A 17196-nucleotide genomic window follows, 5' to 3' on the forward strand; every position below is an offset into this window, starting at 1 on the left:
TGTCATTTAAAACAACAAAGTTTTCTAAGCTTGGTACTTGACAAAGAATGCGTCTAGCGAACAAGCCCTCTTGATTTATGATGTAGAAATTAACCGCAAATAGACTAGGGAGTATCATACTAATTCCTATAAATCAGCAAACGGATTACCACTATCTTTATCACCTTTGGGCCCTATCAAACGTTGACGGCTACTGGGGTCAAGCCCAAGCAAACTACCAAACTGCACCATCTGCCGCTTAGCTTCATTGACCACCGTCACCGCTGGATTTTTAATCACAGTTTTTTCAGTATGGATGGTAATACCATTCTCATTAATATCTTGCTCAGCCTCACGCCAGCGACAATACGCCATGCAGAACGATTCGACATTATGCAAATCTGGTACCGTCAAAACATCATTGGCCAATAAATCTGGAACGATGGTTTCCCACATACCGATTGCAATCTCTGGCATCCATTCGGGCGGGTCAACCTTGGTCAGTTTGGTAAATTCAGGCTCGTTATTGTTTAGTGCACGCTTACCGGGATTACCCGCCAGCTGTTTCTGCTTCGTGGGTTTTGGCTTTCGGCCGCGCCCAGGTACCGTTGCAACGCCGGCCATTTCAATCTCCAAATCTGTAGTTTTTGCCTTGACCTAAGTTTTTAATTTCGCGGTCGTAAAAATGTGTGGAGGGGGGCGGTCATTCGGGGCTTCCGGCTGAACAATTTACCCGCCCTCCCCCTTTACTCGTTAGCTGTCTTTGATCTATGGCACTTACGACAAAGCGATTGTAGATTGCTGAGCTCATCCGTACCGCCGCTCGCCTTATTGATTATGTGATCAACGTCGGTGGCTGGCACGTATCTGCCTGCGCGCTGGCAAGCCATGCACAGATGACCATCACGATTAAGTACTTGCGCGCGAAGCTTACGCCAAGCGTGTCCGTAACCGCGCTTGGTTGTGCTACCGCTGCGGTCTGGTCGCTTGGTCCAGTTGCTGCGTTGGTCTGCATGGTCATCACAGTATCCTTTGTCTTTACGTTTAACTATGTTTGGGCAGCGGTATTGGCGGCATGGCGTGGATGGCATGGCTTTGGTTTCCATTTCTTATTGTCTGGCTCAATCAAAGCCATATATTTCTTGGCATCACTGTTGCCGTTGTTGGCTCTAGCAGTAAGCAGCTTTAGATTCGAGTGTCTATACTCTAGCGTTTCGCCTGTGCGATAGTTGATATACAGCGTCTCGCTTGTGCATTCATATCTCATGGTCATCACACCTCACTAAACGTTAGGCATAAAAAAGCCCACGCTATTTCTAACGTGGGTAAGTGATAGTGCGCCCGGCAGGATTCGAACCTACGACCAAAAGATTATGAGTCTTCTGCTCTAACCACTGAGCTACAGGCACGCAGCATCGCCACTGTTACTTATCAATCATCACATGCAATGATTGTTAAATAACTGTGACTCTCATTCAATTCGCAGTTGCCATCTGCTGGCTAGTATCTCGCTGGCATGTGCTGACCGTGGCTAAACCAATCAGGCATAAAAAAAGACGAGAGCAATTAAGCCGTCGTCTTTTGGTTTAACTGGCCTTACCTACTACTTAAGCCAGTATGACAAATACTACCCTATTCGGGCGGCACGGGTCAAGCTATCTATCGTTTCACTCAATCTTACTCTGCATCACTGTTACAACCTTAGATACCAACACGGCGATAACAACTGTCTCTAAACGACCCGCTTGGCTTTCAGATAACCACTGCCATGACTCAGGAATTATCCAGTGGAGGACTAATGCAACAACCATTAGAGCGAATAAAAACGCAAGGAGAAAAAACAAGCACTTAAAAGTAATATCAAACTTACTCTTCCAGTCTTCATCACGCTCATGCTGATTATCTTTGCTAACTTTTTCTAAATCTTTTTTACCAAGTAAACTTTCTTCTTGTTCTGCCCAGTATGAAGATTGCTCATGAGAATTGGAAATGCTTTCATCAACATCTAAATCAACTAAATCAGAACTGGAGTCCTCCGCCAGCGCATTAATGCGAGCAACGGTGATTGTTGGTCTGCCTACCTGATCTAGCTCACTCATTGATTTGCTAACACTTTTTTAGTTAAGTGCGTATAGTGATTTTTTATCAAATCATTAGGGATTACATCTCCCCATCCTTCATGAGAGAAAATATCTGACCAAGGTGTATCCTTTTGATGGGTTATCATTGACAACCGAATACCATCTAACTTCCCATATTTTTTATATACAAAATGAATGACGCTTTTCTCTTCTTCATTTAATGGAGTTTGAGAAAAAACAGACCAAGAGCTTATTTCTTTTTTTACTTTATCTCTACCATAACTTTTTACTTTCTGGTAAAGCTCTGGGATAACCGGCCCATACTTCCACGCCTCAATCTCTTCATTAATTAATGGCTTATTAAAGAACCCAAGCATCCAGCCATGGGCAATATACACTAACTTTAATAGCTGCATTGGAGTGAAAAAGTTTTCTTCTTCTTTCCCTAAACGAATAAATTCGTTGGCAACTGAAATAGCGCTAACCATAACCTACTCCTTATTTTAGAGACAAGAAAACCTATGGATTTACAAGCAACTCCATAGACCGATTAAATATAAATTTAGTTAGTTTATAGCTATATAATGGGCGTATATAGCTATAAATGCAATATATAGTTGTAATTATTAATCGCATACGACAAATAGTGTCGCCTTACTCTGCATTCGAAAACTTTAATTGCTTACGATAATGAGCGACCGAACAATCAACCTTGCCGACCATATCAAAAAGGTCGTGCGTCATCTGTCGCTGGTAGGTTAGCCACGCATTAGTGTATGTACTGGGATTAATTTCTATACCGCAAAACTTCAACCGACCTTTGACTGTATAAACATCCCACAACTCATACAACTCAAAATGCAGTACCATGCGCGCCATCAGTCGTGCCAGCTCAGGCAGACTGTGAGTACATGCCTGCGGTGCAGCGCGCTTATCTTTCTTACAGCGCTCAATCATATTGGCTGCCAGATGCTTCACTACCTCGTCAAAATGACGTGACCAATCCCAGTTGGTATCACTACCCCATAGCAATATACTTGCCAGCGCCTTGGCTGGCGCGTCATCAATCATTGCAATAGCAGCGCAGTGGTCTTCCCAGTTCACTTCTGGCGGCAATCCACCTTGTCCAATATTGAATTTAACAGTCTTGGCGTGCATGCCTTGTTCAAGCCAATCTTGGTTTGATAGCTGCAGGTTTGGTGACTGACCGAAATTGTTATGCAGCTCGTCAATCAGTGCGTAGGCATACTGACCAGGCTTATGTTTTTCTTTCGCCGGCTCAGGCTTATCTAACACTTCCTGCGCTCGCACAACTGGCACAGCGTAACGGAGAAACTTGTCGATAGATATAACCCTTTCTTTTTTGCGGTTTGGATTGTTAAGCCATTTAAACCTAAGTTCGTTTTTATCATAATCGACATGCAGCACTTTCATCACTTCGCCTGCCTTATCGACCCATTCGGTTTTGATTTCGATATCAGTCACTTTTTACCACCTTTCTTAGTTTTACGATTATTGCGTGGTTTATGCGGGATATAACCCTGGCCTTTAAACTCGAATGGGTTGCATATACCATGGGTCTGTTGCTTAAGCATTGCGATAATTCTGCTGCTATCCTTTATCTTGCTCATTACACTATCCTCAATTCCAACTTTCGAAATAAACCGTACTGACAATACTTGCTTCACATCGCCCTGCCTTTAATCTCGTTTAAACCCTGGCTTCATAACCATCAGCAGCGCTACGAACCCAAGTAACGATAAAAGTGAACCTGATAGCTTATATAGCTCAAGCACAGTGAATGACACAGCCAACACCAATACCACGTTATAAATCATCGCTAGCAGCGCATGAAAACACTCTGGCCAATATTTCCAGTCCATAATCACTTACTCCCTTTCTTTTTAATCGGCTTTGGCGCTGGCACGTCGACCACGCCTTTATTAATTAGCCTGTGGTATTTATAAATCATCATGCCAGCGTCACGGCTATGCTCAGATGTACGACCATGCCAGCCGGTAATCATCTTGAAGTCTTTAGCGCTGCGCTTAGTATCAATGCTAGCTGGCGCAACCAAGAGATGTGGAATATCGTAGCGCTCGCAAAACTCTTGCCAAATACTACAATCACGTGTGACCGAGCCAACACCCTTCATGCGCTCCTTGCCGATGCGAGGATCTACCCACTTACGCTTACGCACATCCTCAATACAGACGACGAACTTAATATCCGACGCTTGCGCCTCTTCAAACGTTTTATAAACCTTGTCTTGGGCGCTTAGAATGCTTTGAGTAGACACTTCTTGCAGTACACCGTCGATGCTATGAGCAAAACCTGTTTTGACGCCTGTATCGATACCGATTAAGATCATTACTCAGCCCCTAATAATTTGATTAAACGTCTGGCGGCTCATGGTTTCTTTAGTGCCGTCTGTGTATGTGATGACAACAGTATTGGTCTTAATCCATTCCTGTTTTTGTATCTGCTTGTTGTTGTAGATGTTTTTCATAAACCCTGAAACTCCTTAAACTTACCTTTGATCAGTCGATACCCTACTGGATTACTCCTATCACACTCCAAATAACCCAACCTAACCAACTCCTGTAGCGTTCTCTGGTGTGTTCTGATTGTGCCATTTAGTATTCCTGACAGCTCCTTACGGCTAACCCAGCAGGGGTAACTGGCAGCAATGTAACGTAATGCTTTGAGCTTGATTTCAAAATTAGTCATGAAACCACTCATACCGCCTCCTGCAACTGGTTTAACACTCTGTCATAGGTTTCATCTGCTGATTCGCCAGGCATCTTATGCTGAGCCACATACTCATAGGTTTCAGCAATATCCATGTTTGGCAGCGGCTCTTTGCGTAGGCCGTTAAATATGCAGCACTTGCTCGGGTCTATCTTGGCCTGTACTGGCTGGCTATGGCTCGGATGAAACACATCAGGTAAGTCGCTGTCATAACCGTTAGACGACTTGCCAGCGCTGTTACTCCAATCTTCATTGTCGATATTAAAACGGCCCTTGGCTTTTTCCTGGCGCGCTTGATCGGCTTTTTGATTGTTTGCTTCGCGTATCATCCACTTTACGAGCTTAACTTTGCGATAAGACTCTGTGGTCAGTGGATTGCCTTTGAGCGCTTGCTCAGCGTAATGAGCTTTGAATGCTGAGATTTCAAACTGATACTGATCATCGGTCAGCTTTATCATCTTGCCCGCTTTGAACAACTCACCACGCATCTGATCAATGGTTGGTGCTTCCCAGTTTTCGATGCTGTCTGCGTGTTGACTGCGGATTAATTCAGCCGTGGTCGGTTGCTGATTAGCTGTTGACTGAGTTGGGTGTGCTGGTGCAACTGGTGCTGGCTGGTTGGCTGATGATTGATTGTTGTCAGTAGAGTTAGCCACAGAGCCATGATTGAAATTTTCCACAACCGCCTCGCCTGTGTTTGTGTGTGCGCTCTCACTAACTGGTTTATGGTTATTGGTTAGTGGTTTATGGTTCTTAGTTATAGCAGCGTTTTTGGCGTTACCGGCGTTACAGTCATCGTTACTTGGCGTTACAGTTTGCGTTACATCGTTTGTAACGTTACTAGCGTGACACTGTTTGATAGCATCGATATGCTTAGCATGTAATTCTCTTAAAGCAGCAGCACCAATACCTTTATCGACAGACACGCCTATATTAGTAAGGGCGTTAATCATATTACGCTTGTCTTGGCGGGACTTACGGACACGCTCTGCAGGTGTCATAGGCGTATCATTATCGTTACATGTAACGTTACACCCATCGTTACTTGGCGTTACACCTTGCGTTACATCAATCGTTACACCGTTACGGGTAGCGTTACCGTTTGCGTTACCTTTATTCTTATTTCCCCATTTATAATCTTTGAGTATCTTGTCCCAAGCAGCGCGCTTGTAGTATTTGCCAGCCTTTTTAAACTTGTCTTTTAGTACGAATGCCAGCGCTTGCTTTTCATCATCGCTGATGACAGATAGGCGGCGCTGCAATAGTTCCATGTCGCTACCATCGATAGGCTTTTCTTCTGATAAATAGAGAGAGCGCAAGTCAAGATAAATAGTCTTCTCGATGCGGCTCATGTGTTTTGTCTCAAAGTCGTGATCAGTGAAGTTGTGGTTAACGAAATGCATTAGGCCACCTCATGAACGATGGCAAAAGTCTTAGCAAGATGCGTAAGGCCCTTTGGCGTGAATAGCGGCTGAGTGGTTGCGACTCGCTCGTTGCTGTTGCCTTGATACGTCACTGCGCGCTCTTCCATAAAGCCTTGCTTCATGCGAATGCTGCTCATCTTTAGCTTGTTGCGCTTGTCGCGGTACATCCAATCATGGCCCAGGCACCAATTAACAAACTTGTTTTGTGGAATACCAAGCGCTTTGGCAGTATCTCGAACGTTTAAGCTACCTATGGCGCAGTCGATAACATCCAACGCTGCAGCTTTAGGTTCAGTAAGTGCTAAGCGTGACTGCTGATTCTCGATAAGCTCGGCCTGATCGGCGGCAAGGCGTAATGCTTCAGATAAGGTGGCAGGGATAACTGGTGCGCTGGCTTGTGCTTCTAGCTCTTGCCAGCGGTCAATAACTGCAGCGGTAAACTCAGGTGATAAGCGAGCGACAATTACAAGGCTGTCTCGCTGGTCTGATAAAAAGTGAGTGTATTGCTGGCCGTTTTGCTCATGCGTGTACTGATGGGGTGTCGTATTTTTTACGATACCCTTTTCGACCAAAGAGCGTATTAGCTTTAATACATTGTCATGAGGCTTGTTGCATAGGTCTGCCATTTCACGGCTAGACATACGTTTTTTATTATTTGTTTGCAAAGTCTGAATATTCATTGTAGTATTCCTTTATCAAGTTTTGCTTTGAAGAAACGCCTAAAGCCCATCAGTTCCCGCTGATGGGCTTTTTGTTTGCGTGTCACTGCGGCAACTAGTGGCTGGCATGTTATTTACCTTCACAATGATTGGCGATTTGAACGCTGAGTGTGCGCAGTGCGACCATAGCGTCTTGAATCTTTGTCTGTAGCGCGTCATGCTCTTTGCAATCAATGCGTCCGTCTTCTAGCGCTTGCTGCATCTCACTCATGATGTCGCCCTGGCATGCAGATGTAGATAGCGCGGTCATGATGATGCTTGCCTGCGTCGCCTCTTCATCTACACGGACAAACACACCACCCAGACGATGAGCCATGGCTTGGATGATGCTAGTGTCACCTGTGTATTCCATGATCGTGACTGCCTCATCAAGGCGCAGATGATGCGTGCTACATGTTGGGCTTACTTTATTGTTCAGTACGGTGTTAGACATACCCATACGTGCTGCAATAGCTGTTGAGCCGCCATGTTTTGGGTTGTGTACCGTCTTGTGTGCTGCGTCGATTACGTCCATCGTGTCCTACCTATTTATAAAAACGTTTTGTTTAAATCTGTATTTTCATATCATTTATGTCAGATGCTAGGTTTCTCTTACCGCCAATGGTTGTGGATCCTTCGATAGAAATACCTCTGGGTAATCAAGCTTTACCTTTGGTGGTATACCGCGACTTAGCCAGTTAAAAACACATTGGTAGGTGACGCCAAGATATTCAGCAACGACGACGACTCCACCAAGCTTCATGATTAGCTCTTTGTCAGTCATAGGTTTCTCTTTAATCATTTTGTTTAAAACATTGTAAACATAATGTTTAATAACGTCAATCCTTCGTTTAACAAAAGCAACTGCTTCTTTGATTTAATGATTTAATTTAAACAAGGTGTTTATAAGATGAATGAAACACATCCAACAATGGCGCGAGTTTTTGAATTAACTGGACTAGAACCGTCCGCGTTAGCGTTAAGAATAAACGTGTCGCCACAAAGCATTACTAACTGGTCTAAACGCGGAATATCTAAAACGGGAGCAATGGCAGTAGCTCAAGAGTTTAACTGTAGTGTCGATTGGATTTTAAGGGGTGATAAGCAACGTTATCTTGATACAGTCATGCGCGTTACCGACGTGTCCGAAGTATGCGAGGATCCGGCCGCTGCCGAAGATGTCGATATGTTCCATTATCTGGTACCGCTGCTTGATTGGGATTTTGAAATAATAGGATCCTTCGACAACGCTTTAGAGTTTGTGATGCGGCCAAGCAATGTGCCAGAATGGAGTATATGCTTAACTATACTAAATCAAAGCATGGCGCCTGAATTTAACCCTGACGACATGATTTTCGTCGATGTAAAGATATCGATGGAAGAGCTTAAAGATAGCGATTTTATCGTTGTGAGGAAGCATGGGACGACAGACGCTATGTTGAGACAGCTACTTACAGGCGACTCATCTGATGAGAAATATATAAGACCATACAATCCTGATTGGGTTGATCAGACAATAATAAGATTAGATGACACCTATGAAGTGTTGGGTAAAGTAGTAGCAAGACTTATTACCTACGATTAATTAAAGACTAAACACAAAAAAACCGCCTCTCAAGGCGGTTTTTTTGTGTCTAAAACTCTTAACGTTTAAAGCATTTCAACATTTTGTTTAATAATACATTGACACTCTTAAACATTATGTTTAATATTAAACGTATCACAACGACACAGAGTAATCATTATGGACTCAATCAAAGATTTACTAGCCAGCATCGGCACCATCACATTGTTAGCGCTTGGTATGACAGCAGCAACGGCTGGCGCGCAACACATCAACCAAGCGTTTGACCGCGCGCAGGCAGGCCATGAGGCGATGATTGCCGAACACAAGGCGTACCTAGCCAGCGATGACGAACATTACGTCACCGACCCTATGAATGGGTTTGACGAAGAAGTCTATGAGGCATCTGAGCAGGCAGGCACAGCAAAGCATGCCAATCTTTTTATCTCTAATGCTTATGGGAGAGATTAATGAGCAGCCATACTTTAAACAAGCTCTTAAAAAACCTTGATATGCAGATGGACAACATTATGTCCGACAGCCCTTCAAGCGAAGAGTTAAAAGCCATCAATGAGCAGACACGCCAGCTAACCGCGGTCAGCAAGCAAGTCGTTGATATCTATCGGTTGAGCTTGGATGCTGGCAAGTTTGCTCATCAAACAGGCGCGGAAGTGCACGTTAGTGATGAGATACTAAGTGTCGGCACGCCAAGTAAAGCGCTACAAAGCAGAAACGGTGATCGTAATGAGTAGCAAAAGATGGAGTGTCACGCCAGCGCAGCATGACTTCATGGTAAAGCACCAAGCTCATATCACCCGCGCCAAACTAGCAGCCATGCTAAATGCTGATTTTGGTCTTAACTTAACCACAGAGCAAGTTCGAAGCTACACCAAGCGCATGGGCCTAAAAAGAGTTATCCGCACCATGATAAACAATGGCGATGAGTTGCAGTGGATAGCCAAACATCAGGCCAACACGCCCCGCGGTGAGTTGACAGCAAAGTTTAACGAGCGGTTTGGCAAAGCCATCTCTGTTACTCAGATGAACGGTTACTGCAGACGCAAAGGGCTTTGGATGGATGACTTAATACGTAACCGCAAACCAATTGGCCATATAAGCCGCCATGGTAAGTTTTTGAACATAAAGATCAGTAAATCGGAATGGCAATCGTTGCATCGGTTTGTTTGGGAACGGCACCACAGCAAAAAGGTGCCTGAAGGATTTATGATTTTGTTTGCTGATGGCAATGTCGATAACGTTGATATCGATAACCTAGTGTGCGTACGTGAAACGATAAGCGTCACTATCAATCACAACAACCCTGCTAATACTGACAATCCTGATTTAAACAAAGCCATTATGTTGACCGAGTCACTTAATGCCCTGGTCAGAGATTACGTCAAATCCCAACAGACAAAAAGAACCAAAAAGGATTATCGCTGTGAACGACTATAAATCCCCGCAAGAAATGGAAGCGTTGGCGCTTGAACTGCTCGAAACTGAGCTAAACATGGACGTGCCAGCAAATACCTGCCCTATCTGTGGCAGTAACGTGGAGAGTAAACAAGATGGCTGATGATATTGATCGCGCTGGTGAGCGCATAGATGCTGAAATGACTGCTCGTCTTAGGGTTTTGCCGGTATTCGATGTTCCTTCGCTTCCTGAGTGCATATCATGCGGTGAAGAAATACCAAGCAAGCGACGCGCCATTGGTGGCGTAAGGCGTTGCGTAGACTGCCAAAAGCACCATGAAAGCTCGGTAAGATTTTGGAATCACGGTTATAAGTAATAAGGGTGGAGATACTTATGGAAGCATTTATTAAAGAAGATGATTTTAATTGGCTGTGTTTGGCATTAAAAGAAGAATGTATCGAGCGACCTCACCTAGAGTATATCCATGTTGCAAATGGCAATGCTTACGCTACAGATGGTCATCGTATGCACGCAGCACCATGCGAATTAGATGATGGTGTTTATTGTTATAACGAGATAGCAAGAAGCTTGGGGATCAATAATATACCGCCAGTCGAAACTGAAATTGAAATACCTTCTGGATTTAAGCCGCAGCTGGTCATGATCAATAAAGCGCGTAAAGCATTCAACCCCGCCAGCGAAATAACAGCCTCTGACTTCTACGTGCAAAACGGCTTCTATGGTCAATTGGTGGCAAAAGATGGTAATAGCGCCTTTCAACGCATATACGTGCTTGAAGCAACTTTTGGCATGTCTACCAAGGGTCAGACTGTTTTGCACACCCACACCAATAATGATGGTGAAAACTTTATGTATGCCAATGATGGCGAAAGGTCTTTTGTTGTGATGGGTATGAAGTTGAATAAGGAGAGTAACAATGAATCACTTGTTTAATTACATTGCTCAAAGCAACCATACTCAAGAAAAGCTAATGGTTAATGAGTGCGGGATGGGTGTTTATATTGGTGTAAATTGCATACGAGAATTGCCATATGGTGAACTCGATGAGCAGACAACCAGTATTGTGGTACCACTATCTGAAATACCTGAGTTAATCCAATCATTATCTAAATTTGCTAGTGGCTGGATTGATTACAAAATTAAGCAACCTACCGAAAAAGGTGATTACTTGATTCGTGACTATCAAGGTCGAGTAGCTCTAGGTAAATATGGAAATGGGTTTTACATGGAAAGTGGTGGCGAAAAATGGGGAATGGTTAGCCACTGGATGCCGATACCTGAATTACTAGAAAAGGGAGCTTAATCATGCCAAATGAATCTCAAGCCATAATAGAACTACTCCATCAGATGGGCCTAACGCCCCTTGATTGGGTAGATGCCAAGCAGTTTGCTGCGCTGACTGGCATTGCCGAGCAAAAGCTAACTCACCGTAAGCGAGAGTGGCCAGAAAACGTTGTTTGGATGAAGCAGAGTGGTAACCTATATTACTCAATAAGAGGGTATAACCAGTGGATGACAGAACAAGCAGATATACGTTGCCGGAAGGCGTCCGGATTAGATCGGGAAGCCTCCAAGTCTACTTTAAGCGCAAAAAGAAATATTATTCAATCACGCTACCGCTCCCAGTCTCTGCGGAGGGTATCCGTGCTGCCGTTAAGGTTAGACGCGATTTAATCACTAAGGCTGAATGGGGTGTGCTGACAGAAGCAGACCTTGCCAGCGCTAAAGGTGAATTGGTTAATGACGACAGCGTCATTGTTAGTGATGGCGCTCTATTTCAAGAAGTCGCCCAGAAGTATCTGAAGCACTGTGAAGCCAATAATGATTCAAAAAATGATTACATTAGCGCTCTAAATAAGCATTGGATGCCGCAGCTAGCGCTTATGCCAATACAAGATATCACATCCGAACTAATTCGTGACATCATCTCTGATATCGGCTTCAAGTCTGATAAGACATTTAATAACTGTCTGGTGCCACTGCGCGGTGTATTTGACAAAGCGATTGAGCTGCGACTCCTCATGCCAGCCGATAATCCCATGGCTATGATTAAGAATAAAAAGGTGCAATCAGGTTTGCCGGATCCATTCACCCGCGCTGAAATGGATGCGCTATTAGGTTGGTTGGATAAAAACCTAACAGATAAAGACCATTTTTATTACTGGTATTTTGAAGTAGCATTCTGGACTGGATGCCGTCCTAGTGAGCTTTATGCTTTGAGATGGAAAGATATCGACTGGTTTAATGGCTCAGTGATCATTAATAAGAGTCGTGTACGTGGCGTTGAGAAGCAAGTCACTAAGACTCATACTGCACGTGAAGTCTATTTAAATGACCGCTCTAAGCGTGCATTTGAGGCGCTGGACGCTATGAAGCTCAGCGATGACTATGTGATGATATGTCCAGAAACAAACCAGCCTTTCTATAATGAAAAACCTGCCCGTATGCGGCTGATTGAAGCAATGAAGTCTACTCGAGTACGCCATCGCCCAGCATATAATGCCAGGCACACTTATGCCACAATGCTGCTCATGTCAGATGTGAACCCAGTATTTGTTGCTAACCAATTGGGCCATAGCTTACAAATGCTAATTAAGCGATACGGCAGATGGTTGCATGGTGATCAGAATAAGCTTGAGATATCCAAGCTCACAACTGATTAATATCCTCTCGCCATCCCACCGTTTTATCAAAAAGCCTTTAATCCTACTGCATGAGTTTTATAGGATCGCATCTCAAATGCGATCCTGATGTTCGTGAAATTTCCTATCATCTGCATTTACACAACTATATTTGATGGCTTATCGTAAACTATAGTTGTTTATTACATTGCTCAATAATTACTAATAAGTTAAAGTTGATTAATATTTTTTTTCTTTATTATCACGAAGAACTCATAGTTGTCAGTATAATTAATAGAAAGGTAATTTCCGCATGAAAAAACTAATGCTAGCCTCTGTGCTATCTATCTTCGCGTTGTCATCTAATGCTGCAATTAAGACAGTAGAGAATCCGTTCCAAAGTAATACAGTCTTGAAAGAGTCTGTCGAAGTCGATCACCCATTATTTGCTAAAGGTGCTGGTGGTTCGCAGTGCAAGAGCCTACCGCGCACCTGTGGGCAGATGGCTAGTTGTGAGCAGGCTAAGTTAGCATTGAAGTGTGGCAATAAACGACTGGATAGAGACAAGGATGGCGTACCATGCGAATCAATATGCCCAGGTGGTTAGACATGAACTTATCTATTAAAAGCATCATAATAGTTACAGCTGTTGCTCTTACTAGTTGCGGCGGTGGCTATGATGATATTGACGCCATGAGAGATGCCACTACAGGCTCTACTGGCGTCGTCGATGACAATACTGGTTCGAACAGTGGTAATAGTGTTAAATGCTATGAACCTAATATACTAAATGCTACTGGGACGCGTGCGATTGATGGTGACACAGTAGAAGTAACGCAAGCATCAGGGCAAAGTGAGCGTGTGCGATTGCTCGGTATTGACGCACCTGAATCGAAACAAGAATATGGTGCCGAAAGTACCGCAGAGTTGGCCCAATGTATCAATAGCGCCATTATCACTATTGAATGGACTGAGCGAGACAAATACGATCGGCTGCTTGGAAAAGTTATTGCCAATAGTGTCGATTGCAATCTCAATCAATTACAAAAAGGTGCCGCCTGGCACTATAAAGAATATCAAAGTAGTCAGACACCTTATGACCGTATTGAGTATGCAAACGCTGAAATTGTGGCGCGATTAAATGGTAGGGGCTTATGGGTAAACCGATATCCTATAAAGCCATCTGACTATCGAAGCGGTAAAAACAGCTCTGATCTCAACTTTAATAATGATCGCTTGCCATCAAAAGGTGCTAGCAAGTGCTATAGCAAACCTAGTGCAGGCACGTCTAATGGTTCTGGCACTATTATCCCATTGCCACCTACTGGCGCTATATGCAGTAACTTCATTAAGAAAACCTGTAGTCAGATAACAACATGCGTAGAAGCGCAGCAGCAGCTTGCCTGCGGTAATACGCAGATTGATGGCGATAAGGACGGCATACCATGCGAATCAATATGCCCTGGTGGTTAATTGTAGCTGCAGCACTATCCATAGTTGCTTGCACTCCTACCCAAGACGAAAGCCATAAGTTTGTTTCCGGCTATACTGTGGTGCACGAGGTATTTTGGGGTGCTGATCATGATACGCCATACCCGTTTACGACATCAGGCGAGATATCTTGTGTTTATTACCCTACCGGTATTGAGGTGTACTTTGAGCCTGCGGGCTACAGTAAAGACTCATCTATCGGTACACCGCTTAATAAAGCCGCTGCCGATGCTCTGAAGCGCGATGGTATGGAGCCGAATGTGCCTTATAGCATTAAGGAAGGTGCTGATTTGAGCGAGGCGGTAGAGGTTGGGTTGAGGGCGTGTAGTGAAGTATGAAGGTACTAACTGCTTACTTATAAACGATTGCTGTCAACTGCTTATTTATATATCATATGAAGTATTAAGAAATACTTAGCTATAGGAAGCAATATGAGCTTGCAGCCGCAAAGTGACGTAGAGTTTATTAACACTATGTTTGCCCAAGAGGGTAAAAAAACCTTTGATGTATTCAAATTAAAAAGACTTGATAGAGCCGTCAAAGCATTAGAACGCAATGACCCTTCACAGGGGGCTGCCGCGCGCGCTGACTATTATATTTATACTAATCAACTTGAGCTTGCTTTTATCACTCTAGATAAAGCTATTAAACAAAATGGTTACAACCAAATGTTTGGGCAAACACAGGTTAGAGCTGCTAAATCAATTGGTAGATGGCCTTTGTTAAAGCAGTATTCTGAAAAATTGTTGCTGAGAAAAGAGTTTAAAATAAGTAAAGAAGATGTTTTACGGTATATAGAAGATAGTACTATGTATCTTGATAACAGTGGCGACTTTATAAAAGTTCTTGATTTCTATGATATTAAAGAGCGTGATTTTATTTACTCTAATATTCAGTCGCGAATAGATTGGTACCTCAAACAAAATGGCGACCTATCTGTTTATCAAAAAGTCTTAGAGCTTGTTGTCAAAACAATTAAGCTTAAATACTCCTTACCGTTAGATATTGAGTTTAGAACTAAATCTCTACAACTTATAATTTCAAACAAACATTGGACACTTGAAGAAACGATAGAGTTAAATAAAGAGATCAACAATGCTATTTTAGATCATGATGACATAGACTTCCAAATAGCAGCAGACGATATTGAGGTCTTTTGCATAAACATTCCTATAAGCAATATTCCTGAAGATTTTGTCTACTATGAAGAAAATGATGATGATTTGATTGAGCTTGTTGAGGCTCGCATGGCAAGCAATCTAACTCCTGAGGTGAATGGAGAAGAACTGCATGTGTGAAGACCGAGAACGTAATCAAGTCTATAAGGTTTTACTAACTAAAGAATCTCTTAAAGAATGGAACAAAATAGATCATAGTATTCGGAGAATTTTTCAAAGAAAGCTTAGCAGTATAGTTCTTAATCCAGTTATTGATAGCAATAGACTGCGCGGCAAGCTATTCAATTGTTATAAGATTAAATTAAGACGTGCAGGCTATCGTTTAGTTTATGAGGTGCGATGCCAAACCGTTGTCCTAATCGTATGGGCTGTTGATAAAAGAGATGATGACAAAGTATATGACAGTGCTATTAGTAGATTACGAGAGATTTCAGTAGAAGAGTGTACTGAGATTTCAGTGTAGTAAAAACTAGAACCCACCCCACGGTGGGTTTTTTATTACTTAGTTAATAATCCTTTGCCCTTCAACTAAAGACAGTGCATCCTCTTGCCAGCCAATGATGTCAAAAGGGTGTCATAAAAAAAGTCAGCCACCTAAGTGACTGACTTTCTTTAAAATATTTGGTGGAGATGGCGGGAGTTGAACCCGCGTCCGCCAGCATTACGCTCATGAATCTACATGTTTAGTTTCTGTCTTTGGTTTTAATCCGCACCGATCCGACAGTCAGGATGGATTGGACGATTCTCTACTTTTGAACCCAAGCGATTGAGACAATCACTTGTGGCGAACCTATATGCGGACGCTTCAACTGGGCTAACCAACTATAGGTAATCGGCAGCGCAGTAAGCAGGGTTTAAGCTGCTAGAGCGTAAGTTTCGTCGTTTGCGACTATAACAATATATGTTTGATTAACGAGAGGACATACACTCTCGACATGCATCATTAAGTTTCATCACCAGCGTCGAAGCCAGAACATCCCCAATAAGACTGACTATTATATAGGATTTATTGATGGTTTTTCAACCTATACATAACCCTTATTACATTACGTTACAGCGAATCATCTTAAGCCAAGACGGTGTTTAGCCATTTGCCGATGTTTTGAATCTGCGGCATACAGACTTGATGTGCCATCGGATAAGTATGATATTCAACATTGTAGCCTTTGCTCGCTAATAACTGCTGCGCCTGCTCGCCTAGCATCACGGGTACGACTGGATCATGCGTACCATGCTCAATCAAAATCGGTAGGTCTCTATTGGCAGCACTATACTCAATATTGTCATTGGTTGCTAAGTAGGTAGAGAGCGTCATCAGACCCGCCAAGCGCTCTGGATGACTGAGTGCCACATGATAAGCGACCGCCCCGCCCTGCGAAAACCCAGCGATAACGATATGTTCAGGCTTGACGCCGCGCTCAACCTCACGAGCAATCAAATCGCGAATCTGCTGCGAAGATGTCTCAATTTGTGTCACATCAACTTTGCGCTCAAGACTCATCTCCAAAATATCGTACCAAGCCGGCATTACCATCCCACCATTGACCGTGACAGGACGCTTGGGCGCATGCGGAAAGATAAACCGTACTGCCATGTCGTCAGCCAGTCCGAGCTGCGGCACCACAGGCTCAAAATCATGACCGCTGGCCCCTAAGCCATGTAACCAAATGACCGCTCTGTCTACCTTTTTTTGCGCCGGATTGTGCTCGGCGGTGACCACGTCTAGATACTTACTCATTATCGCTAGTTTCCCTTTATAAAGCATAAAATATGCATCAAATATAGAACTGAGATGGCGCTTGTATCGCCTTTATCCCTATTATTTTCATCAATTTTTCACAGTGTTTTGCACTGACTGACAAAATCCAGCCAAGCTTTTGTGCTACGATAATTATAGACTCTGCTACAACTGATACCAATTGCTGCAGAGCAAGTACGACTGATATCAAACACTGCGCTCACTACTGTATGACG

The 17196-nt window shown here is 43.4% G+C and carries 29 protein-coding genes, 1 tRNA gene and 1 other RNA gene; 15 read left to right on the forward strand and 16 right to left on the reverse strand.

What is annotated here, in order from left to right; genetic code table 11:
- Window positions 1–126: 126 nt before the first annotated feature.
- From BTV99_RS07165 to BTV99_RS07225, 14 genes are all read right to left on the reverse strand, one after another.
- Window positions 127–603: a phage terminase small subunit P27 family gene (locus tag BTV99_RS07165; protein ID WP_075101684.1), complete on the reverse strand. Its 477-nt coding sequence runs from the start codon at window positions 601–603 to the stop codon at window positions 127–129.
- 122 nt (window positions 604–725) lie between these two features.
- Window positions 726–869, reverse strand: coding sequence for an HNH endonuclease (locus BTV99_RS13830; protein ID WP_305956341.1), 144 nt, complete (start codon window positions 867–869; stop codon window positions 726–728).
- Entirely contained in the window at window positions 815–1000 is a 186-nt protein-coding gene (locus BTV99_RS13835; RefSeq protein ID WP_305956342.1) for a hypothetical protein, read from the reverse strand. Before BTV99_RS13835 ends, BTV99_RS13830 begins: the two co-directional genes overlap by 55 nt.
- Before the next feature lie 27 nt (window positions 1001–1027).
- A complete protein-coding gene (locus tag BTV99_RS13285; protein WP_143507095.1) occupies window positions 1028–1252 on the reverse strand; it encodes a hypothetical protein in 225 nt (74 codons plus the stop codon).
- Between the two features lie 63 nt (window positions 1253–1315).
- Window positions 1316–1388, reverse strand: a tRNA-Ile gene (locus BTV99_RS07175).
- A 258-nt stretch (window positions 1389–1646) separates the two neighbouring features.
- Window positions 1647–2078 (reverse strand): hypothetical protein, encoded by a 432-nt coding sequence (locus tag BTV99_RS07180; RefSeq protein ID WP_075101685.1) that lies wholly within the window; start codon window positions 2076–2078, stop codon window positions 1647–1649.
- The gene (locus tag BTV99_RS07185; protein ID WP_075101686.1) at window positions 2075–2548 is read right to left on the reverse strand and encodes a Panacea domain-containing protein; all 474 of its coding nucleotides are present in this window, start codon (window positions 2546–2548) and stop codon (window positions 2075–2077) included. Before BTV99_RS07185 ends, BTV99_RS07180 begins: the two co-directional genes overlap by 4 nt.
- A gap of 166 nt (window positions 2549–2714) precedes the next feature.
- Complete coding sequence (locus BTV99_RS07190) at window positions 2715–3545, reverse strand: hypothetical protein (protein ID WP_075101687.1); 831 nt, start codon at window positions 3543–3545, stop codon at window positions 2715–2717.
- Window positions 3546–3760: 215 nt separating this feature from the next.
- Window positions 3761–3943, reverse strand: coding sequence for a hypothetical protein (locus BTV99_RS07195; protein ID WP_075101688.1), 183 nt, complete (start codon window positions 3941–3943; stop codon window positions 3761–3763).
- 2 nt (window positions 3944–3945) lie between these two features.
- Window positions 3946–4431 carry a hypothetical protein gene (locus tag BTV99_RS07200; protein ID WP_075101689.1) on the reverse strand — a complete coding sequence of 162 codons (486 nt, stop codon included), beginning with the start codon at window positions 4429–4431 and terminating at the stop codon, window positions 3946–3948.
- Between the two features lie 367 nt (window positions 4432–4798).
- Complete coding sequence (locus tag BTV99_RS07210) at window positions 4799–6214, reverse strand: DUF1376 domain-containing protein (RefSeq protein ID WP_075101691.1); 1416 nt, start codon at window positions 6212–6214, stop codon at window positions 4799–4801.
- Complete coding sequence (locus BTV99_RS07215) at window positions 6214–6915, reverse strand: phage antirepressor KilAC domain-containing protein (protein WP_083608568.1); 702 nt, start codon at window positions 6913–6915, stop codon at window positions 6214–6216. Before BTV99_RS07215 ends, BTV99_RS07210 begins: the two co-directional genes overlap by 1 nt.
- Window positions 6916–7024: 109 nt before the next feature.
- Window positions 7025–7468, reverse strand: coding sequence for a phage regulatory CII family protein (locus BTV99_RS07220; RefSeq protein WP_075101692.1), 444 nt, complete (start codon window positions 7466–7468; stop codon window positions 7025–7027).
- Between the two features lie 66 nt (window positions 7469–7534).
- Window positions 7535–7717 (reverse strand): hypothetical protein, encoded by a 183-nt coding sequence (locus tag BTV99_RS07225; protein WP_075101693.1) that lies wholly within the window; start codon window positions 7715–7717, stop codon window positions 7535–7537.
- 126 nt (window positions 7718–7843) lie between these two features.
- Here BTV99_RS07225 and BTV99_RS07230 point away from each other — a divergent pair, with 126 nt between their 5' ends.
- From BTV99_RS07230 to BTV99_RS13890, 15 genes are all read left to right on the forward strand, one after another.
- Window positions 7844–8518: an XRE family transcriptional regulator gene (locus tag BTV99_RS07230; RefSeq protein ID WP_075101694.1), complete on the forward strand. Its 675-nt coding sequence runs from the start codon at window positions 7844–7846 to the stop codon at window positions 8516–8518.
- A 159-nt stretch (window positions 8519–8677) separates the two neighbouring features.
- Window positions 8678–8968 (forward strand): hypothetical protein, encoded by a 291-nt coding sequence (locus BTV99_RS07235; RefSeq protein ID WP_075101695.1) that lies wholly within the window; start codon window positions 8678–8680, stop codon window positions 8966–8968.
- Window positions 8968–9249 (forward strand): hypothetical protein, encoded by a 282-nt coding sequence (locus BTV99_RS07240; protein WP_075101696.1) that lies wholly within the window; start codon window positions 8968–8970, stop codon window positions 9247–9249. Before BTV99_RS07235 ends, BTV99_RS07240 begins: the two co-directional genes overlap by 1 nt.
- Window positions 9242–9952: an HNH endonuclease gene (locus BTV99_RS07245; RefSeq protein ID WP_075101697.1), complete on the forward strand. Its 711-nt coding sequence runs from the start codon at window positions 9242–9244 to the stop codon at window positions 9950–9952. The genes BTV99_RS07240 and BTV99_RS07245 overlap by 8 nt, the downstream gene beginning before the upstream one ends.
- On the forward strand, window positions 9939–10073 hold the full coding sequence (locus BTV99_RS13760; RefSeq protein ID WP_256713745.1) for a hypothetical protein: 135 nt from the start codon (window positions 9939–9941) through the stop codon (window positions 10071–10073). Before BTV99_RS07245 ends, BTV99_RS13760 begins: the two co-directional genes overlap by 14 nt.
- A gap of 37 nt (window positions 10074–10110) precedes the next feature.
- Window positions 10111–10287, forward strand: a complete 177-nt coding sequence (locus tag BTV99_RS07250; RefSeq protein WP_256713749.1) for a TraR/DksA C4-type zinc finger protein — start codon at window positions 10111–10113, stop codon at window positions 10285–10287.
- Between the two features lie 17 nt (window positions 10288–10304).
- Window positions 10305–10865 carry a hypothetical protein gene (locus BTV99_RS07255; RefSeq protein WP_075101699.1) on the forward strand — a complete coding sequence of 187 codons (561 nt, stop codon included), beginning with the start codon at window positions 10305–10307 and terminating at the stop codon, window positions 10863–10865.
- Window positions 10849–11235 (forward strand): hypothetical protein, encoded by a 387-nt coding sequence (locus BTV99_RS07260; RefSeq protein WP_075101700.1) that lies wholly within the window; start codon window positions 10849–10851, stop codon window positions 11233–11235. Before BTV99_RS07255 ends, BTV99_RS07260 begins: the two co-directional genes overlap by 17 nt.
- A 2-nt stretch (window positions 11236–11237) precedes the next feature.
- Window positions 11238–11606, forward strand: a complete 369-nt coding sequence (locus tag BTV99_RS13765) for a hypothetical protein (protein WP_256713746.1) — start codon at window positions 11238–11240, stop codon at window positions 11604–11606.
- A 20-nt stretch (window positions 11607–11626) separates the two neighbouring features.
- Window positions 11627–12595, forward strand: a complete 969-nt coding sequence (locus BTV99_RS07265; protein WP_256713747.1) for a tyrosine-type recombinase/integrase — start codon at window positions 11627–11629, stop codon at window positions 12593–12595.
- 283 nt (window positions 12596–12878) lie between these two features.
- Entirely contained in the window at window positions 12879–13160 is a 282-nt protein-coding gene (locus BTV99_RS13885; RefSeq protein ID WP_083608571.1) for an excalibur calcium-binding domain-containing protein, read from the forward strand.
- 2 nt (window positions 13161–13162) lie between these two features.
- The gene (locus BTV99_RS07275) at window positions 13163–14026 is read left to right on the forward strand and encodes a thermonuclease family protein (protein ID WP_075101702.1); all 864 of its coding nucleotides are present in this window, start codon (window positions 13163–13165) and stop codon (window positions 14024–14026) included.
- Window positions 14011–14382 carry a hypothetical protein gene (locus BTV99_RS07280; RefSeq protein WP_075101734.1) on the forward strand — a complete coding sequence of 124 codons (372 nt, stop codon included), beginning with the start codon at window positions 14011–14013 and terminating at the stop codon, window positions 14380–14382. Before BTV99_RS07275 ends, BTV99_RS07280 begins: the two co-directional genes overlap by 16 nt.
- 93 nt (window positions 14383–14475) lie before the next feature.
- Window positions 14476–15342, forward strand: a complete 867-nt coding sequence (locus BTV99_RS07285; protein WP_075101703.1) for a hypothetical protein — start codon at window positions 14476–14478, stop codon at window positions 15340–15342.
- Window positions 15335–15685: a type II toxin-antitoxin system RelE/ParE family toxin gene (locus BTV99_RS13890; protein WP_075101704.1), complete on the forward strand. Its 351-nt coding sequence runs from the start codon at window positions 15335–15337 to the stop codon at window positions 15683–15685. The genes BTV99_RS07285 and BTV99_RS13890 overlap by 8 nt, the downstream gene beginning before the upstream one ends.
- A gap of 159 nt (window positions 15686–15844) precedes the next feature.
- Here BTV99_RS13890 and ssrA read toward each other — a convergent pair.
- Together ssrA and BTV99_RS07300 are read right to left on the reverse strand one after the other, a co-directional pair.
- Window positions 15845–16203, reverse strand: a transfer-messenger RNA (tmRNA) gene (gene ssrA, locus BTV99_RS07295).
- An 85-nt stretch (window positions 16204–16288) separates the two neighbouring features.
- Complete coding sequence (locus tag BTV99_RS07300) at window positions 16289–16960, reverse strand: alpha/beta hydrolase (protein WP_075101705.1); 672 nt, start codon at window positions 16958–16960, stop codon at window positions 16289–16291.
- Between the last annotated feature and the right edge of the window lie 236 nt (window positions 16961–17196).

It is taken from the genome of Psychrobacter sp. Rd 27.2 (assembly GCF_001921755.1).
GTDB lineage: Bacteria > Pseudomonadota > Gammaproteobacteria > Pseudomonadales > Moraxellaceae > Psychrobacter > Psychrobacter celer.

Coding starts and splice junctions, on each gene's coding strand:
- BTV99_RS07210 (WP_075101691.1), bottom strand. CDS start 6,214: ATGCATTTCGTTAACCACAACTTCACTGATCACGACTTTGAGACAAAA.
- BTV99_RS07185 (WP_075101686.1), bottom strand. CDS start 2,548: ATGGTTAGCGCTATTTCAGTTGCCAACGAATTTATTCGTTTAGGGAAA.
- BTV99_RS07165 (WP_075101684.1), bottom strand. CDS start 603: ATGGCCGGCGTTGCAACGGTACCTGGGCGCGGCCGAAAGCCAAAACCC.
- BTV99_RS07250 (WP_256713749.1), top strand. CDS start 10,111: ATGACTGCTCGTCTTAGGGTTTTGCCGGTATTCGATGTTCCTTCGCTT.
- BTV99_RS07230 (WP_075101694.1), top strand. CDS start 7,844: ATGAATGAAACACATCCAACAATGGCGCGAGTTTTTGAATTAACTGGA.
- BTV99_RS07195 (WP_075101688.1), bottom strand. CDS start 3,943: ATGGACTGGAAATATTGGCCAGAGTGTTTTCATGCGCTGCTAGCGATG.
- BTV99_RS13765 (WP_256713746.1), top strand. CDS start 11,238: ATGCCAAATGAATCTCAAGCCATAATAGAACTACTCCATCAGATGGGC.
- BTV99_RS13285 (WP_143507095.1), bottom strand. CDS start 1,252: ATGACCATGAGATATGAATGCACAAGCGAGACGCTGTATATCAACTAT.
- BTV99_RS07240 (WP_075101696.1), top strand. CDS start 8,968: ATGAGCAGCCATACTTTAAACAAGCTCTTAAAAAACCTTGATATGCAG.
- BTV99_RS07215 (WP_083608568.1), bottom strand. CDS start 6,915: ATGAATATTCAGACTTTGCAAACAAATAATAAAAAACGTATGTCTAGC.
- BTV99_RS07245 (WP_075101697.1), top strand. CDS start 9,242: ATGAGTAGCAAAAGATGGAGTGTCACGCCAGCGCAGCATGACTTCATG.
- BTV99_RS07235 (WP_075101695.1), top strand. CDS start 8,678: ATGGACTCAATCAAAGATTTACTAGCCAGCATCGGCACCATCACATTG.
- BTV99_RS13885 (WP_083608571.1), top strand. CDS start 12,879: ATGCTAGCCTCTGTGCTATCTATCTTCGCGTTGTCATCTAATGCTGCA.
- BTV99_RS07280 (WP_075101734.1), top strand. CDS start 14,011: ATGCCCTGGTGGTTAATTGTAGCTGCAGCACTATCCATAGTTGCTTGC.
- BTV99_RS07255 (WP_075101699.1), top strand. CDS start 10,305: ATGGAAGCATTTATTAAAGAAGATGATTTTAATTGGCTGTGTTTGGCA.
- BTV99_RS13890 (WP_075101704.1), top strand. CDS start 15,335: ATGTGTGAAGACCGAGAACGTAATCAAGTCTATAAGGTTTTACTAACT.
- BTV99_RS07260 (WP_075101700.1), top strand. CDS start 10,849: ATGAATCACTTGTTTAATTACATTGCTCAAAGCAACCATACTCAAGAA.
- BTV99_RS13830 (WP_305956341.1), bottom strand. CDS start 869: ATGGCTTGCCAGCGCGCAGGCAGATACGTGCCAGCCACCGACGTTGAT.
- BTV99_RS07225 (WP_075101693.1), bottom strand. CDS start 7,717: ATGACTGACAAAGAGCTAATCATGAAGCTTGGTGGAGTCGTCGTCGTT.
- BTV99_RS07220 (WP_075101692.1), bottom strand. CDS start 7,468: ATGGACGTAATCGACGCAGCACACAAGACGGTACACAACCCAAAACAT.
- BTV99_RS07275 (WP_075101702.1), top strand. CDS start 13,163: ATGAACTTATCTATTAAAAGCATCATAATAGTTACAGCTGTTGCTCTT.
- BTV99_RS07180 (WP_075101685.1), bottom strand. CDS start 2,078: ATGAGTGAGCTAGATCAGGTAGGCAGACCAACAATCACCGTTGCTCGC.
- BTV99_RS07200 (WP_075101689.1), bottom strand. CDS start 4,431: ATGATCTTAATCGGTATCGATACAGGCGTCAAAACAGGTTTTGCTCAT.
- BTV99_RS07300 (WP_075101705.1), bottom strand. CDS start 16,960: ATGAGTAAGTATCTAGACGTGGTCACCGCCGAGCACAATCCGGCGCAA.
- BTV99_RS13835 (WP_305956342.1), bottom strand. CDS start 1,000: ATGACCATGCAGACCAACGCAGCAACTGGACCAAGCGACCAGACCGCA.
- BTV99_RS07285 (WP_075101703.1), top strand. CDS start 14,476: ATGAGCTTGCAGCCGCAAAGTGACGTAGAGTTTATTAACACTATGTTT.